Origin of the sequence: Kutzneria sp. 744 (assembly GCF_000568255.1) — a bacterium.
Classification (GTDB): domain Bacteria; phylum Actinomycetota; class Actinomycetes; order Mycobacteriales; family Pseudonocardiaceae; genus Kutzneria.
Genome location: NZ_KK037166.1, coordinates 1,657,277 through 1,672,003 on the forward strand (window position 1 = coordinate 1,657,277; position 14,727 = coordinate 1,672,003).

The window sequence follows — 14,727 nt, forward strand, 5'->3', positions numbered from 1 at the left end:
CCCCGATCAGCTCTTGCGGGGGTCGCCGTCGATACGCAACTGGCCGGCCACCCGGATGACCCGGATCTGCTTGTGCTGGGTGACGTTGCTGCCGTCCGTGCCGATGAAGGTGACGTCGACCGGCACCGAGACCGAGCCGTCGGGATTGTCGGACACACCGAAAGCGCCGTTTCCGTAGACCTGGCTGAATCCGGCCCAGTACTGGTTGTAGGCGTTCTGGTCGTTGTTGAACAGCGCCTGGATGTTGGTCGACAGCGAACCCCACCCGGCGGTCGGATTCGGGGTGTTGTAGTAGTTGATCACCAAGGTGCCGGCCTGGCCCTTGTCGATCGGCGGGCCGCCGGGATCGTTGGTGGCCTGGGCCGGGTCGTCGTCGTGGTGGTCGTGGTCGTGGTCGTCGAGGCGCCGGTCGTGCTGCTCGGCGCCGGCGCGGACGAGGTCTGCTGCGTCCCGGTGTTGGCCGGCGGCGGGACCTGGCCCGCGGTCGTCGTCGGCTTCAGCGAGGTCGTCGGCGGGGTGCCGCCGTTGCCGTTGCCGTTCAGGGCCGCGATCACGATCAGGCCGGTGGCGATCACCACCACCGCCACGACCAGCCCGATGATGATCGTCCGCCGCGACGCCGGCTTGTCCGGCGCCGGCGGCTGGCGCACGTCCTGCTTGGTCGTCTGCTCCGGCAGCGTCGCGGTGGCCAGGAACAACGCCGGCGGCTCGGCCTCGCCTTCGGCGGCCAACACGGCGGTCCTCGCGGTCGGCGTCCAGGTCATCGAGCGGCCGGCGCCGACCTCGGTCAGCGCGTCCGCGGCCTCCCGCATGGTCGGCCGGGCCTCGGGCTCGGCGTCCAGCATGCCCATCAGCAGCGTCGTGACGGAGCCGGCCTGCTTGGGCGGCGGCACCTTGCCCGTCGCGACGGCGTGCAGCAGGGCGAGCGGGTTCTGGCTGGTGCCGAACGGCGGCCGGCCCTCGACCGCGTTGTACAAGGTCGCGCCGAGCGAGAACACGTCCGCCGCCGGGCTCGGGTCGTGGCCGCGGGCCACCTCGGGCGCCAGGTACGCGGGCGTTCCGGCCGAGATCCCGGTCTGTGTGACAGTGACGTCGCCGACGGCGCGGGAGATGCCGAAGTCGGTGATCTTGGCGGTGCCGTTCTCCGTGAGCAGGATGTTGGCCGGCTTCACGTCCCGGTGCACGATGCCGGCCGCGTGCGCCGCGGACAGCGCCGAGGCCACCTGCGCGCAGATCTTGGCCGCCTCCTCGGGCGAGAGCGTGCCGCGCTCGGCCAGCACCGAGGACAGGCTGCGGGACGGCAGGAACTCCATCACCAGGCACGGCTCGCCGTCGTTCTCGGCGACGTCGAACACCGTGATCGCGTTGGGATGCTGCAGTCGGGCGGCGATCCGGGCCTCGCGCATGGCCCGCCGCCGCGCCTCGTCCGTCTCCTGCTCGGACAGGCCGGGCTGCAGCACGAGCTGCTTGATCGCGACCAGCCGCTCGAGACGCTCGTCCCTGGCCTGCCACACGACGCCCATGGCGCCGCTGCCCACCCGTTCGACCAGCCGGTAGTGCCCGCCGATCAGCTGCCCCGTGTCGATGACCGATTACTCCTCGTGAACACCCTCACCCGCACGTCCCTCGATGGGTCACACAATAGCGACCTTGTATTACTACGGGCAGTAGGTGTTGGCCACACCTGACCCGGGTCCACTATGGACGTGCGACGGTACGTTGACCAGCATGAGGACAGCAATTGTGACCGGCGCGGGCGCCGGCATCGGGGCGGCCACGGCGGTGGCCCTGCTGGACGCCGGCTACCACGTGGCGCTGGCCGGGCGGCGCGAGCAGACGCTGCGGGAGACCGCCGGCGACCGGGAGAACGCCCTGGTCGTGCCGTGTGACGTGGCGGTCGAGGAACAGGTCGAGGCCCTGTTCGAGACCGTGGAGAGCACGTGGGGCCGGCTCGACCTTCTGGTCAACAATGCCGGCACGAACGGCCGGGCCGCGCCCGTCGAGGACATGTCGGCCGAGATGTGGTCGAAGGTGATCGGCACCAACCTCACCGGTTCCTTCCTCTGCGCCCGTGCCGCCTTCCGGGTGATGAAGCGCCAGCGGCCGCGTGGCGGCCGGATCATCAACAACGGCTCGCTGTCCGCGCACGTGCCGAGGCCCAACTCGGTGGCCTACACCGCGAGCAAGCACGCCGTGACCGGACTGACCCGCGTGCTGTCGCTGGAGGGCCGCCAGCACGACATCGCGTGCGGCCAGATCGACGTCGGCAACGCCGAGACGGCGATGACCGCCCGAATGGCCGACGGTGCGCCCCAGGCGGACGGCTCCATTCGCCCGGAACCGCGTATGGACGTCTCCGCGGTGTCCGACGCGGTGCTCTACATGGCGGGCCTACCCTTGAGCGCCAATGTGCAGTTCATGACCGTCATGGCCACATCGATGCCATTCATCGGGCGCGGCTGACACAATAAAGGCCGCTCATGGGACGATCCCATCGTGCCCTGTCAGGACGAAGCTGAATACGACTCAGCTTGTTACTCCGTTCAGTGGGCCACATTTTTCGCATTTGCGGCTACCGTGGGTCGCACCCGCCCCCCAGTCGTGGAGTATTGGGAAGGACACCCATGCTGAAAACGCTGGCCGCAACCGGTGTGGTTTTCTCCCTCTTGCAAACGATCCAGCCGTTTGCGTGGACCACCCCTCCGCCGCCCGACAAGATTGTCATCGACGTCGCGACGGTCCTCGGCTCCGGGTGCCCGGCCGGCACGGCCGCGGTCGCCGTCGCCCCGGACAACACGGCGTTCACCGTGACCTACAGCAGCTACACGGCGCAGGTCGGGGTCGGTGCGCTCCCGACCGACCTGCGTAAGAACTGCCAGCTGAACCTCCGGGTTCACGTGCCGTCAGGATTCACGTACGCGATCGCAGAGGCCGATTACCGGGGATTCGGCCATCTGGAGAAGGGTGCGACCGGACAGGAGCGCGCCAACTACTACTTCCAGGGCAACGCGCCGACGGCCTATATCTCGCACAACCTCTCCGGGCCGTTCGACGACGACTGGCAGAACACCGACACCACCGATATCGCCTCCCTGATCTGGGAGCCGTGCGGCCAGGAGCGGAACTTCAACATTAACACCGAACTCCGGGTTGCCTCCGGAACGTCCAACCCGAAGACGACAACCAGCTTCCTCAGCATGGACTCAACGGACGTGGGCATTACGACCACTTACCACTTCGCGTGGAAGACCTGCCCCTGACGGTCAGGTCAAAAGGAAGCCCCGTGCGACGGTGTGGCGCGGGGCTTCCTCATGCGCCGGTCGCAACCTGCTTCATGCTTGCCCGAGAGAGCGGGACTCGCGGTGCTTCAGACCAGGTCCAGTAGCTCCCGGCAGCGGCGCACGGCGTCGGCCGCGCCGCTGATGGTCAGCTCCCCCGCCGCCATGGCGTCGTCCGCCGACATCTGGCCGGCGCCCAAGCGCACCAGCGTCACCGCGTCCGCCGTCGCCACCACCGACGCCGCCCCGGCCCGCCCGGCCGCGGCCTGCACGCGGCCGTCCCGTACCTCGAACCGGAAGACCTCGTCGTCAACGTGGAACTCATAGTCCTCGTCGATGTCGCCGGCGCGGTCCTCGCGCAGGCGGGTCTCGGCGGCGAGGAAGCCCCAGCGCGGGCGCACGGCGTCCACAGTGGACTTGTCCGGGGTGAAGCCGAAGCCCCAGCGGGTGAGGTCGAGCACCATGGGCCGCAGCAGCGCGCCGCCCGCGGTGAGCTCGTAGGCGGGGCGGCCGGCGCACTGCTGGATGACGCCCTTGTCGACCAGGAACTTCAGCCGGTCGGCCAGCAGGTTGGTGCCCAGCCCCGGCAGGTCGGCCAGCAGATCGCTGTAGCGGCGCGGCCCCAACAGGAGCTCACGCACGATCAGCAGGGTCCACCGCTCGCCCAACACGTCCAGCGCGGACGCGAGGCCGCAGTACTGGTGGTAGGCACGCCTGATGTTCAAGATCCTCACCTCCCCCGTGGGATCACCGGCACGAAAGTTTGCTGATACAACCTTATCCTCGGGAACGGTCACGAGAGGCGGAATCGGCGTTTTTCCGGGTCTCGGTCCAAGAGCCGACGTGGCCGGTCAGGCCGATCGGCGCATGTGGTCGGCCGGGTTCTGCACGATGCGGTTGACCACGGAGCCGGCCGCGCCGCGAACCGCCGCCTCCCAGCCGAGTCTGGACACCTCGACCTGCGGCTCCGTCCACCGAGCGCCCAACACCCTGGTCGCCATCTCGGCCTGCACCGGCTCCCGCAGCCACGGCGCCAGCAACGCGAACATGCCGCCCAGCAGCACGGCGTCCAGGTCGAGCAGGTTGACCATGCCGGCCAGGGCGACGCCGAGGGCCTCACCGGCCGTCCGCACGGCGTTGACGGCCCGCTCGTCGCCTGCCACCGCCCGTTCCACCAGCCGAGCCAACGGCCCGGCCGGGGTGGCCAGGGTCGTGCCGGTGCTGGGCGGCAGGCCGGCCGCGCGCAGGATCGCCTCCTGGCCGGCGATCGCCTCCAGGCAGCCGCGGGCGCCGCAGCCGCAGACGGGGCCGTCGGGCCGCACCGTCACGTGACCGAGCTCCCGGCGAAGCCGTTGCGGCCACGGAACAGCTCGCCGCCGACGATCACGCCAGCGCCGATGCCGATCTCGCCCGAGACGTGGATGAAGTCGGTGCGGGTGGGCTCGCCGAACCACAACTCCCCCAGCGCCGCCAGGTTCGCCTCGTTCTCCACGCTGACCCGCGGCCACCCGGGCCGGGACAGGTCGTCCACCACCGCCACCTGGGTCCAGCCGAGATTCGGCGCGGAGGCCAGCAGCCCTTCGGCCGTCCGCACCAGGCCCGGCACGGCCGCCACGACGCCGGACGCCGACAGTCCGGCGGCTTTCGCCCCGTCCAACGCGGACTCCACCAGCCCCGCCGCCTCGGCCAGCACTTCGGCCACGGGCCGGTCCCGGTTGTCCGCCAACGACACCGCCTGGTGCCGTGGGCGTCCGGACAGGTCGAGCACGCAGCACGCCAGGTAGTCCACGTTGATCTCGACGCCGACACCGACCGGCCCGTCGGGGTTGAGCCGCAGCGCTTGTCCGGGGCGGCCAACGCTGTTGCCGGCCGGCCCGGCCTCCACGATCAGCTCGTGGCGGGCCAGTTCGTCGACGAGGCTGGAGACCGTGGCCTTGGTCAGGCCGGTCGCCGCGGCCACCTCGGCCCGCGACACGCCCTCGCCGTCGGCGATGCCGCGCAGCACCACACCCAGGTTGTGGTCGCGCATCCCCTGCTGTCTGACCGGGATACCGGCCGTTTCGCTCACCTGGCGGAGTGTACGTAGTCGGGCGGCCGAAGGGGCCCTTGCCCGTTTCGTGGCGTCCGAGCGACCCCCCGTAATCGGTCACGGGGTCGGGCCGATGGGTCGGGTAGAGGGGCGAGGGGCGAGGAGCCGGCCATGAGCATGAGCCGCACCATCCAGCGCGTGCTGACCGATCCGAACAATCCGGGGTCGCTGTCCGCGCGGGCGCGGGCCAAGCGGTGGAACGAGCTGACGCGGCGGTTCCCGTCGCTGGCGTCGATGCGGGTGCTCGATCTGGGCGGGCTGCCCGATTTCTGGCGGCAGTCGAGCATCCGGCCGGCCCATGTCACGACCGTGAACCTGGTGCCGGCGCAGGCCCCGGAGCCCTGGGTCGACCACGTCGTCGGCGACGCCTGCGCGCCGGAAGGCCTGTCGGGCAAGGAGTTCGACCTGGTGGTGTCGAATTCCCTGCTGGAGCACGTCGGTGGCTATTCCCGGCGGCGGCAGCTGGCGGACGTGATCCACGGGCATTCCGACCGGCACTGGGTGCAAACGCCCTACCGGTATTTCCCCATCGAGCCGCACTGGGCGTTCCCCGGGCTCCAGTTCCTGCCCGTGCCGGCCCGGGCCGCGGCCGTGCGCCTGTGGCCGCTGGGTCACGCCGCGATTCCCGGCCGCGCCGAGTCGACCGACGCCGTGCTGGCCACCGAGCTGTTGTCGCTGACGGAGATGCGCCTGCTGTTCCCCGACTCGGACATCTGGCACGAGCGCGCCGCCGGTCTGACCAAGTCCCTGGTCGCGGTGTGTGCTTGAAACCGTGTTTCGGTGTGCCGGAGAGCGGGACTCGCGGGGGGTTGAGGGTTACTCGACAGTGATGGAGCGAAAGGCTTTTCTGCGGTTTTTATCACGATCATGAGCACTTCACTGTCACGGTGGTGACGATTACTGACCGGAGTCAAAACCGGTCCCGTGTGGCAGAATCACCGCACCACGACAGTTCTGGGGATGAAGCCATGAGAACGACCGCCGAACGGCTGCCCAGGGAATTGGCGACACTGATCAGACCTCAGCTGGCCCCGCTGGCCGAGGACATCGTCCACACGATCCGGGCCACGATCCCGGAGTACGCGAAGCCGCTGGACGGCTGCTACGGGCAGGCCATCCGGCTGGGCGTCGACCAGGCGCTGAAGCAGTTCGTGGACCGCATCGCCGAACCCGACCGGCCCCGCGCCGACTTCGCCGAGGTGTACCGCCAGCTCGGCCGGCTGGAGGCCAGCGAGGGCCGCAGCCTCGACTCACTGCAGAAGGCCTACCGCCTCGGCACGCGCGTGGCGTGGCGGCACCTGATTCGGTTCAGGCAGCGCAGCGGCCTGCCCACGGCCATGATGTTCACCCTCGGCGAGGCCACCCTGGCCTACGCCGACGAGCTGATCGCCCTGTCGGTCGAGGGCTACGCCGACATGCAGGCCCGCAGCGCGCAGGGCTTGCAACGGCGACGCAAGCGCCTGGTGCGGCTGCTGATCAGCGAGGAGGACCGGGACCGCCCCGAGGCGGCCGAGCTCGCCGCCCCCGCCCGCTGGCCGCTGCCGGCGCAGCTCTGCGTCGTGATGCTGGATCGTGTCAGCGGAGACTCCGTGCCCGAGCTGCCGGACACCGTGCTGGCCGATTTCCAGGGCGCCCAGGCCTGCCTGATCGTGCCCGATCCCGACGCCGCCGACTGGTGGTCCCGCTGCGCCGACGCGCTGCCCGGCTGGCGGGTGGTGATCGGGCCGACCACCGCCCTGTCCGACGCCGCCAAGTCGTACCGGCATGCGCAGCTGGCCCGGGAGCTGGTGCGGCGCAACACCATCGAGGACACCTCCCCGGTGCGGTGCGCCGATCACCTGTCCACGCTGTGGCTGCTCACCGACGAGTTCCTGGTCGAGCAGCTCATCCGCACGCGCCTCGCGCCGCTGGCGCCGCTGACCGACAAGCAGCACAAGCGGCTGGGCGAGACGCTGCTGGCATGGCTGGAGACCCGCGGCGGCGCCCCCGAGATCGCCGCTCGCCTTCGTGTGCACCCGCAAACCGTGCGCTACCGCATGCGGCAGGTGGAGCGCCTGTTCGGGGACCAGCTCCGCTGCCCCGACGCCCGTTTCGAGCTGGAGGTCGCCCTCCGCGCCGCCTCCCTCATCGAGCCTCCGCCCCAGGAGCAGGAGGACCGCGAAGCCGGCTAGCACAGCACCTTCAAGTCCTCACCACAGGTTCCTGACATCTCGGCCGTAGCCTCCCGGCATGCGAACCGCACTCGGTATCGGAATTCTCTTCGCCGGCACGGTTTTCGTCGCGCCGACGGCGACGGCCGCGGACCATGTGGTGGTGCACGAGCAGGCGGTCAGCGCCGCCGACCAGCAGGCAGTGCTGGCCTACTGGACGCCGGAGCGGATCAGGGCGCTCATCGTGCCGTCCACTGTGCACAACCCGCCCAAGGCCGGCCCCGACGGCGCGCCCTGGACCGGGGAGAACCGGACGGTGGGCCGGCTGTTCTTCACCGACCACGGCGAGGACGCCAGCTGCACGGCGACGGTCGTGGACAGCGCCAACCGCAGCACGGCGGTGACCGCCGGGCACTGCGTGAACAACACGGATCTGTTGGGGGACAACAACGCCTGGAACGCCAACGTGCTGTTCGTCCCCGGCTACCACGACGGCCAGGCCCCGTACGGCGAGTTCGTCGGCCGGCTCGGCGTGGCCGACGCGACCTGGCTGCGCAACGACCAGCAGGACGCCGCCAAGTACGACCCGTACGACCAGGCCTTCGTGGTGCTGAACCCGAACGCCCAGGGCCAGCGGGTCCGGGACGCCGTCGGCGCCGCCCAGCACATCGGCTTCGACCGGCCCGGCGCCGTCGACCAGTTCCAGTTCGGCTATCCCCGCGCCAGCAGCGATCCCGCCCGTGACAACCTGCCCGAGTACACCGGCGAGCGGCCGGCCTTCTGCCACGGCGTCGCCAAGGAGTACCCGGGACCGCCCGACTTTCCGGCCGGTCCCGACATGTGGGGTGCGGCCTGCACCATGGGTGGCGGCTCCAGCGGCGGCCCCCGGATCGCCGACTTCCACCACGGCATCGGCACCGTCGTCGGCGACAACACCCAGGGCGGCTATCTCACGACCGGCACAGACAACGTCTGTGCCACGCCAGACCACTCGGGATGCGCGCGACACCTGGTCGGGCCGCAGTTCAGCGGCAAGATCACCAAACCGTTGTACGAACGCGCCCAGCATTCCTGACCTGTCGAACGAGTCGATCAGCGCAAAGAGCATCGAGAAAGGCACCGAACGGCCCATTGACCCCTGCTCACGCTCATCACTACCGTCAAGCGCGAATTTTTTTCATGTTTTACAGGGAGCGTGATGAGGGCACTGATCGCGGTGCTCGCGGCGGCGACGGCTGTGCTCAGCACGGCCCCCGCGGCGACAGCGGTAACGGAAACACGCGGCCTGACCGTCCACAACGGGACCTTTGTGGACGGTCATGGCCGCGAGGTCGTGTTGCGGGGCTTCAACATAGCCGGCGAGGTGAAGCTGGCCGAGAACGGTTTCCTGCCGTTCGCGAGCACGGCCGACGCACAGGCCTCGGCCGCGGCGATGCGCCGGCTCACCGGCGCCAACGCGGTCCGCTTCATGATCTCGTGGGCCGGCGTTGAACCGGTCAAGGGCCAGGTCGACACCGGCTATCTGACCAAGCTGACCGACCAGATGCGGGCCTTCCTGGACGCCGGCTTCGAGGTGCTGCCGGACTACCACCAGGACCTCTACTCCCGCTACCTGTTCAACACCGGCAGCTGGTACAGCGGCGACGGCGCGCCGAAGTGGGTGGTGGACCAGGGCCACTACCCGCAGGAGAGCTGCGGCCTCTGTGTCCACTGGGGACAAAACGTCACGAACAACGGCGCGGTTACCGCGGCCACCAGCGACTTCTGGCACAACGCCAACGGCGTGCAGGACGAGTTCGTCAACCAGGCCACGCAGACCATGCGCTACCTGCACGACCACCTGAGCGCCGACGAGTTCGCCGGGCTCGCCGGCATGGACCCGTGGAACGAGCCGTTCGCCGGCCGCTACGACAGCAACCAGACCAGCCAGTCCTGGGAGCAGACGGTGCTGTGGCCGTTCTTCCAGCGCTTCCGGCAGGCCATGGACACCGCCGGCTGGCCGGACAAGCCGGCCTTCGTCGAGCCGAACATGTTCTGGAACGCCAACATCTCGTTCCAGAAGCAGGTCGGCGGCTTCCTCGACACCGGCGCGATGGGCACCCGCTACGTCTTCAACACGCACTTCTACGACGAGCTGGCGCAGTCGGGCGTGTTCATGCCGGGCAAGGCCGGCGACGGCCAGTACTCGAACGACTTCGGCACGATCCGCGACCGCGCCACGGCACTGGGCACGGCGGCGATCGTCACCGAGTTCGGGCACCCGTTGACCGGCAACACGTCGGACAAGACGCCGACCGTGGAGAAGGCGATGTACCAGGCGCTGGACTCACGGCTGTCCGGTGCGAACTGGTGGAGCCACCCGGCGCAGTCCGGCCCGGTGCTGTCGGGCACGCAGTGGCACTGGGACGTCTACAGTGGACAGCACCACGAGCTGATGAACGACAACCCGAGCAAGGTGCTGACCACGGCCGACGCCTGGAACGGCGAGGACTACTCGGCCGTGCAAGGAAATCAGCTCCGCCTGGATTCGCGGCTGCTGGACCGGCTGTACCCGGCGGCGGTGGCCGGCCACACGCTGGCGTTCACCTACGAGGACCGGTCGCGCGACGGCAGCCAGGTGCTGACCTGGAACCCGGTCCCCGGCTCCATGCCCGCCACGTCGGCGATCGTCGGCAGCGGCCGCTACGGCGTGCTGGTGTGGCAGGGATCGGCCTCGGACGCCCCGACGGAGCTGCACGTGCCGGCCGACATGAACGCAGTGGTGGTCTCGGATCTGACGGCCTCCCGCGCCGGCGACCGCCTGCTGCTGCCGGCCACGCCGGGCCTGCACTACGCGCTCGTGGCCGAGCCGTCGGCGACGCCGTCGGATGCCCAGCTCGCCGCCGCCCGTGCCGAACTCGCCCGCTGGGCGCCCTCAGCCACTGCCGGGAACTCCTAGAATCGCCGCATGGCCGAGGCCACGCCGCTCGATCGCAAGCTCGGCATCAAGCCGGGCCACCTGGTGACGCTGCGGCATGCCCCGCCGGGGTGGATGTTCCCGGACGTGACAGTGCTGGAAGGCGACCCCCGGCGTGGCTGGTTCATACCATGGTGGATTCACACATTGAGAGGTTGGATTAGCGCTAGGATGCTTCTGATCAGTACCGCAGGGTAATCGCCCAGCTAAGATTACGATTTATCGCATCTATCCCCTGATGGTCCATTAGGTGCACTCAAAAACCCGATTACCTGTTCGATCTGGATCCTGCTGTATCAGAATGACCTTTTGATATTTAAGGCCAACTGGCGGAAGGCGCCCTCAAATTCTGTCTACCTTTCGCCGATAGACTAGAATTTATCTACTCGTCCATGCCGCCACGACCACATCAGGTGTTACGCGGACTCTATAGCATGACGTGGGAGAACACTCACCCATACGATTAGGATAACTGGCGGGTTCATGGAGCCTTCGGGCAGACGGAAACTGTGCAGCGACACGAAAGTGTTCGCCGGGGCAGACGTCGTCCTCGCCTTCTACCGCCGCCACGCCGACCTCAGTGACGACGTCACCACCCTTGTGTCGGGACTGGCGGTGACGTCGTCGCTGTGGGTCTGCTGGCCCCGCCGCGCCGGTGGTCACCGCAGTGACATCACCGACAACCTGCTGCGCGAACTGCTGCTGCCGACCGGGCTGGTCGACGTCAAGGTCGCCGCGCTGTCACAGGACTGGTCGGGCCTGAAGTTCATGTGGCGCAAGGAACTTCGTCACCTCAGGGTGTGACCTCGTGGTCGCGGTGGCGGCCGAGCTCGGCCGTCTGCTGCTCCTGGGCGTTCAACTGCTCGGCCAGCCGGTCCCGCTCACGGGCGGCGTCGTTGGCCTCCCGCCGCGCGGTCCGGTAGTCGGCCCGCGCCGCCCGACGGCGACGGCCGGCCACGGCCACCATCCACACGCCGAGGCAGAACACCAGGGCGATCACGATGCCGCCGAGAAAGATCTGCATATCGTTGGCGTTCGCCACGTGTTGCCCGAACGCGGTGATCTCGTGCCCGGCACCGGAGCCGTTGAACGCCACCGCGGTCACCGCTGCGGCGACCGACAGCACGATCAACACGAGTCCGACGATCATGGCCGTTCACCTCCACTGGGGGCCCGTCCGGCCCGATGGCTGCGGTTACCCGTTCGGCGCCGACTCAAACGCGTGCGCCGAACGGAGTCGCCGGGTTTGGGCAGTCGCAGCATCGGCGTGAGCGTTTACCGATAGCCCGTACGCAGCAAGACACGGAAAGCCGTTTCCGACGCGTAAAGCAACCGAGGTCAATTCATCCCACCATCGGACAACGGGCCGTTTTCATGTTCCACCGTTCAGTGGGTGCTCCGTTGTTACGACTGCGCTACCGTGAGCCACGCGTGCGATCCTGTCGTGAAAAGTATTGGGAAGGAAACCCATGCTTACTACGATGGCGGCTACCGGTATGGCATTATCGATGATCTTTGCCCCGGTTTCCGCTCCCGATTCCGCCCCGCCTTCAGGTCCGGTCACCGTCAACGTCGTGACGGTCAACGGATCCGGGTGCCCCGCCGGCACCGCCGCCGTGGCCGTCGCCTCGGACAACTCCGCGTTCACCGTCACCTACAGCCAATACCTGGCCCAGGCCGGGCCGCAGTCGGCGCCGACGGACATCAGGAAGAACTGCCAGCTGTCCCTGCGCGTCCATGTCCCCCAGGGGTTCACGTACGCGATCGCCGAGGCCGATTACCGGGGCTTCGCCGATCTTCACTCGGGCGCCTCCGGCATGGAACAGGCCAACTATTACTTCCAGGGAACGTCGCCGACGGCGCGCGTCCCCCACCGGTTCTCGGGTCCGTTCTTCAACGACTGGGAGACGGTCGACAGGACCGATGTCGCGGCATTGGTCTTCGCGCCCTGCGGCGTCGACCGGAACCTCAATGTCAACACCGAGCTGCGCGTCGCGGCCGGCACCTCGGACCCGTCGACCACCAGTTTCATGACGATGGACTCCACGGACGGAAGTGTTAACACCATTTATCGCTTCGCCTGGAAGGAATGTTGATCTTTTTCGGCCGGATCGGTGGCGCTCCCCCGGCGCCACCGACCCGCTGACAGCTTCCCGGCCTCGTCGGCGTCCTCCGCACGCGGCGCCCGGTCAGGCCCCACCGGCGCCCGGTTCCAGCCGCCCAACCGGGCGCCGGTGGGCTCCTCAGGCCGGCACCAGCCCGAACCAGCGGGACAGCGCCGCCGCCAGCGGCCCCGGCTCGGCCCGGCCGTCGGCGGTGGCCAGCCAGGCGACGTGGCCGTCCGGCCGGACCAGCATCGCCGCGACCTGGCCCTCGTCCATCGACTCGGTGTCCAGCGGCTCGGCCCGCACCACGTCGACCCGGTCCAGGGGCGGATGGTCCAGCCCACCGAAGTCGAGCAGCAGTCCGGAGCCGCCGCGCAGCAGCTTGGCGACACTGGTCGGACACCCGTCGATCGCGATCGGAATGTCCGGAGCCATTCGCCCGAGCCACGGATGAGTGGCGAATTCGCCCATCTCGTACCGGGTTTCCACCCCGGTCGCGAGTTCGGCCAGGTATCGGCCGACGCCGTCGAGCTCGCTCAGTTCGGCGAACAGGTCGCGCAAGGGGCCGATCCCGTCGCCGGCGAGCAACGCCTGTGCCTGCGTGTGCAGCAGGACTCGCGCCCCGGCCGCATGCCGCTCGCGGTGGTACGTGTCGAGCAGTTCCGGCGAGGCCCAGCCCCGCACGGCGGCGGCCAGCTTCCAGCCCAGGTTCATCGCGTCCGCGATGGCCAGGTTGACGCCCTGCGCGCCGGCCGGCGGGTGGATGTGCGCGGCGTCGCCGGCCAGCAGCACGCGTCCGCTGCGGTACTGGGCCGCCTGCCGGGCGGCGTTGCCGAACCTGGTGAGCCAGCGGGGTTCGGCCATCTCGACGTGCCGGCCGAGCGCTTCGTCCACCGTGGAATTGAGCTGGGCCAGGGTGATCGGCTCGGCACGGTCGAACACGGGGTCCGCCACCACGACACGGACGTAGCCTGGGCGCGGGATCACGAAGACGCCGCCCAGGTGCTTACCGGGGACAAGATCGGTCTCGACGTCGCCGAGCATGACGTAGCGAGTGGTTGGTGTGCCGGGGAAATCGATGCCGGCGAGCTTGCGCACCGCGCTGCGGCTGCCGTCGCAGCCGACCAGGTACCGGGCCCGGATCTCGCCGTTGACGGTGACGCCGCTGTCGTCCTGGGTGAAGCCGTGCACGGCTTGGCCGCGGCGAATGTCCACGCCGAGCTCGGCGGCGTGCTCTTCGAGGATCTCCTCGACGCGGGTCTGCGCGATGCCGAGCGTGTACGGGTGCTCCCAGCCGAGACTGCCGATGTCCAGCGGCGCCGGCAGGCCGCCGAAGGACGTCACCGGCACCTTGTGGCCCTCGGCGATGAAGCGGTCGGCGATGCCCCGCCGGTCGAACGCGTCCAGGCTGCGGGCGTTCAGGTTGAAACCACGGCAGAATCCCGGTTTCCGCGGTTCGCGTTCGAGCAACACGGTGCGCACGCCGACCATCGCCAGCTCACAGGCCAGCGTCAGCCCGGCCGGCCCGGCGCCGGCGATCACCACATCGGTGTCCATCACTGCTCCTCCCCCGGTTTCGGCCACGCGATCGTGCCGGCGGTCATCTCGGCGGCGGCCTGTCGCAGCCATTCCACTTCCGCGCGGCGCATCGCCTGCGCGTACTCCACCTCGATCATGAACAGCCGCCGCAGGGTGATCCCCTTCAGCTGGTCGTCGGTCTGCCTGACGGATTCCTCCAGCCGGTCGGCCCGCTCGGTGAGCGCGGCGACGGCGCCCTCGACGCCGAGCACGCCGACGTAGCTGACGGCGGCGATGAACTTCGGGTACTCGTTGACCGGCACCCGGATCAGCTCGTCGATCCACTTCTGGAACTCGGCCAGCCCCAGCTCGGTGTATTCGTAGACGGTGCGTTCCGGCCGGTTGCCGTCCCGCACGATTTCCACCGCACGGATCCACCCGTCCCGCTCCAGCCCCTCGACCACGTCGTAGAGGGAGCCCGTGGTGACCTTGAAGCTGGTCTCCTTGTTCCGCTCCCGCAGTCGCTGCGCCATCTCGTACGGGTGCGACGGCTGCTCCATCAACAGCCCCAGCACCGCCAGCGCCAGCGTGTTGCGGCTTCTCCTGCCCACGGCCACTCCTCGGATCCGAC

14 protein-coding genes and 1 pseudogene are annotated in these 14,727 nt (G+C 69.2%); 8 read left to right on the plus strand and 7 right to left on the minus strand.

Features of this window, described 5'->3' with window-relative positions:
* Positions 1-6: 6 nt before the first annotated feature.
* Entirely contained in the window at positions 7-306 is a 300-nt protein-coding gene (locus KUTG_RS07205; protein ID WP_157494378.1) for a hypothetical protein, read from the minus strand.
* A complete protein-coding gene (locus KUTG_RS07210) occupies positions 300-1,523 on the minus strand; it encodes a serine/threonine-protein kinase (protein ID WP_084581020.1) in 1,224 nt (407 codons plus the stop codon). The genes KUTG_RS07205 and KUTG_RS07210 overlap by 7 nt, the downstream gene beginning before the upstream one ends.
* Before the next feature lie 205 nt (positions 1,524-1,728).
* Here KUTG_RS07210 and KUTG_RS07215 point away from each other — a divergent pair, with 205 nt between their 5' ends.
* Both KUTG_RS07215 and KUTG_RS07220 read left to right on the plus strand, forming a co-directional pair.
* A complete protein-coding gene (locus tag KUTG_RS07215) occupies positions 1,729-2,463 on the plus strand; it encodes an SDR family oxidoreductase (RefSeq protein WP_043715823.1) in 735 nt (244 codons plus the stop codon).
* A 161-nt stretch (positions 2,464-2,624) separates the two neighbouring features.
* Positions 2,625-3,260, plus strand: coding sequence for a DUF4360 domain-containing protein (locus KUTG_RS07220; protein WP_043715825.1), 636 nt, complete (start codon positions 2,625-2,627; stop codon positions 3,258-3,260).
* Between the two features lie 107 nt (positions 3,261-3,367).
* Here the strand turns inward: KUTG_RS07220 and KUTG_RS07225 are convergent, their stop codons facing one another.
* Together KUTG_RS07225 and KUTG_RS07230 are read right to left on the minus strand one after the other, a co-directional pair.
* Positions 3,368-4,003, minus strand: coding sequence for a winged helix-turn-helix transcriptional regulator (locus KUTG_RS07225; RefSeq protein ID WP_157494379.1), 636 nt, complete (start codon positions 4,001-4,003; stop codon positions 3,368-3,370).
* A gap of 126 nt (positions 4,004-4,129) precedes the next feature.
* A pseudogene (locus tag KUTG_RS07230) lies at positions 4,130-5,307 on the minus strand (ROK family protein).
* 171 nt (positions 5,308-5,478) lie between these two features.
* Between KUTG_RS07230 and KUTG_RS07235 the strand changes: the two are divergent.
* The 5 genes from KUTG_RS07235 (at position 5,479) to KUTG_RS07255 (ending at position 11,277) form a co-directional block, all read left to right on the plus strand.
* Positions 5,479-6,135, plus strand: a complete 657-nt coding sequence (locus KUTG_RS07235) for a class I SAM-dependent methyltransferase (protein ID WP_232240695.1) — start codon at positions 5,479-5,481, stop codon at positions 6,133-6,135.
* Positions 6,136-6,335: 200 nt separating this feature from the next.
* Positions 6,336-7,538: a PucR family transcriptional regulator gene (locus KUTG_RS07240; protein ID WP_052394161.1), complete on the plus strand. Its 1,203-nt coding sequence runs from the start codon at positions 6,336-6,338 to the stop codon at positions 7,536-7,538.
* Between the two features lie 58 nt (positions 7,539-7,596).
* Complete coding sequence (locus tag KUTG_RS07245) at positions 7,597-8,592, plus strand: trypsin-like serine peptidase (RefSeq protein ID WP_043715827.1); 996 nt, start codon at positions 7,597-7,599, stop codon at positions 8,590-8,592.
* 123 nt (positions 8,593-8,715) lie between these two features.
* The gene (locus KUTG_RS07250; protein WP_043715829.1) at positions 8,716-10,455 is read left to right on the plus strand and encodes a glycoside hydrolase family 5 protein; all 1,740 of its coding nucleotides are present in this window, start codon (positions 8,716-8,718) and stop codon (positions 10,453-10,455) included.
* A gap of 543 nt (positions 10,456-10,998) precedes the next feature.
* Positions 10,999-11,277, plus strand: coding sequence for a DUF3052 family protein (locus KUTG_RS07255; protein WP_198047052.1), 279 nt, complete (start codon positions 10,999-11,001; stop codon positions 11,275-11,277).
* Here KUTG_RS07255 and KUTG_RS53065 read toward each other — a convergent pair.
* Entirely contained in the window at positions 11,267-11,623 is a 357-nt protein-coding gene (locus KUTG_RS53065) for a hypothetical protein (RefSeq protein ID WP_052394163.1), read from the minus strand. The genes KUTG_RS07255 and KUTG_RS53065 overlap by 11 nt on opposite strands.
* 319 nt (positions 11,624-11,942) lie before the next feature.
* Here KUTG_RS53065 and KUTG_RS07265 point away from each other — a divergent pair, with 319 nt between their 5' ends.
* Positions 11,943-12,569, plus strand: coding sequence for a DUF4360 domain-containing protein (locus KUTG_RS07265; protein WP_043715831.1), 627 nt, complete (start codon positions 11,943-11,945; stop codon positions 12,567-12,569).
* 147 nt (positions 12,570-12,716) lie between these two features.
* Here KUTG_RS07265 and KUTG_RS07270 read toward each other — a convergent pair whose 3' ends face one another.
* Both KUTG_RS07270 and KUTG_RS07275 read right to left on the minus strand, forming a co-directional pair.
* Positions 12,717-14,135 (minus strand): FAD-dependent monooxygenase, encoded by a 1,419-nt coding sequence (locus tag KUTG_RS07270; RefSeq protein WP_043715833.1) that lies wholly within the window; start codon positions 14,133-14,135, stop codon positions 12,717-12,719.
* Complete coding sequence (locus tag KUTG_RS07275; RefSeq protein WP_043728581.1) at positions 14,135-14,707, minus strand: PadR family transcriptional regulator; 573 nt, start codon at positions 14,705-14,707, stop codon at positions 14,135-14,137. Before KUTG_RS07275 ends, KUTG_RS07270 begins: the two co-directional genes overlap by 1 nt.
* Between the last annotated feature and the right edge of the window lie 20 nt (positions 14,708-14,727).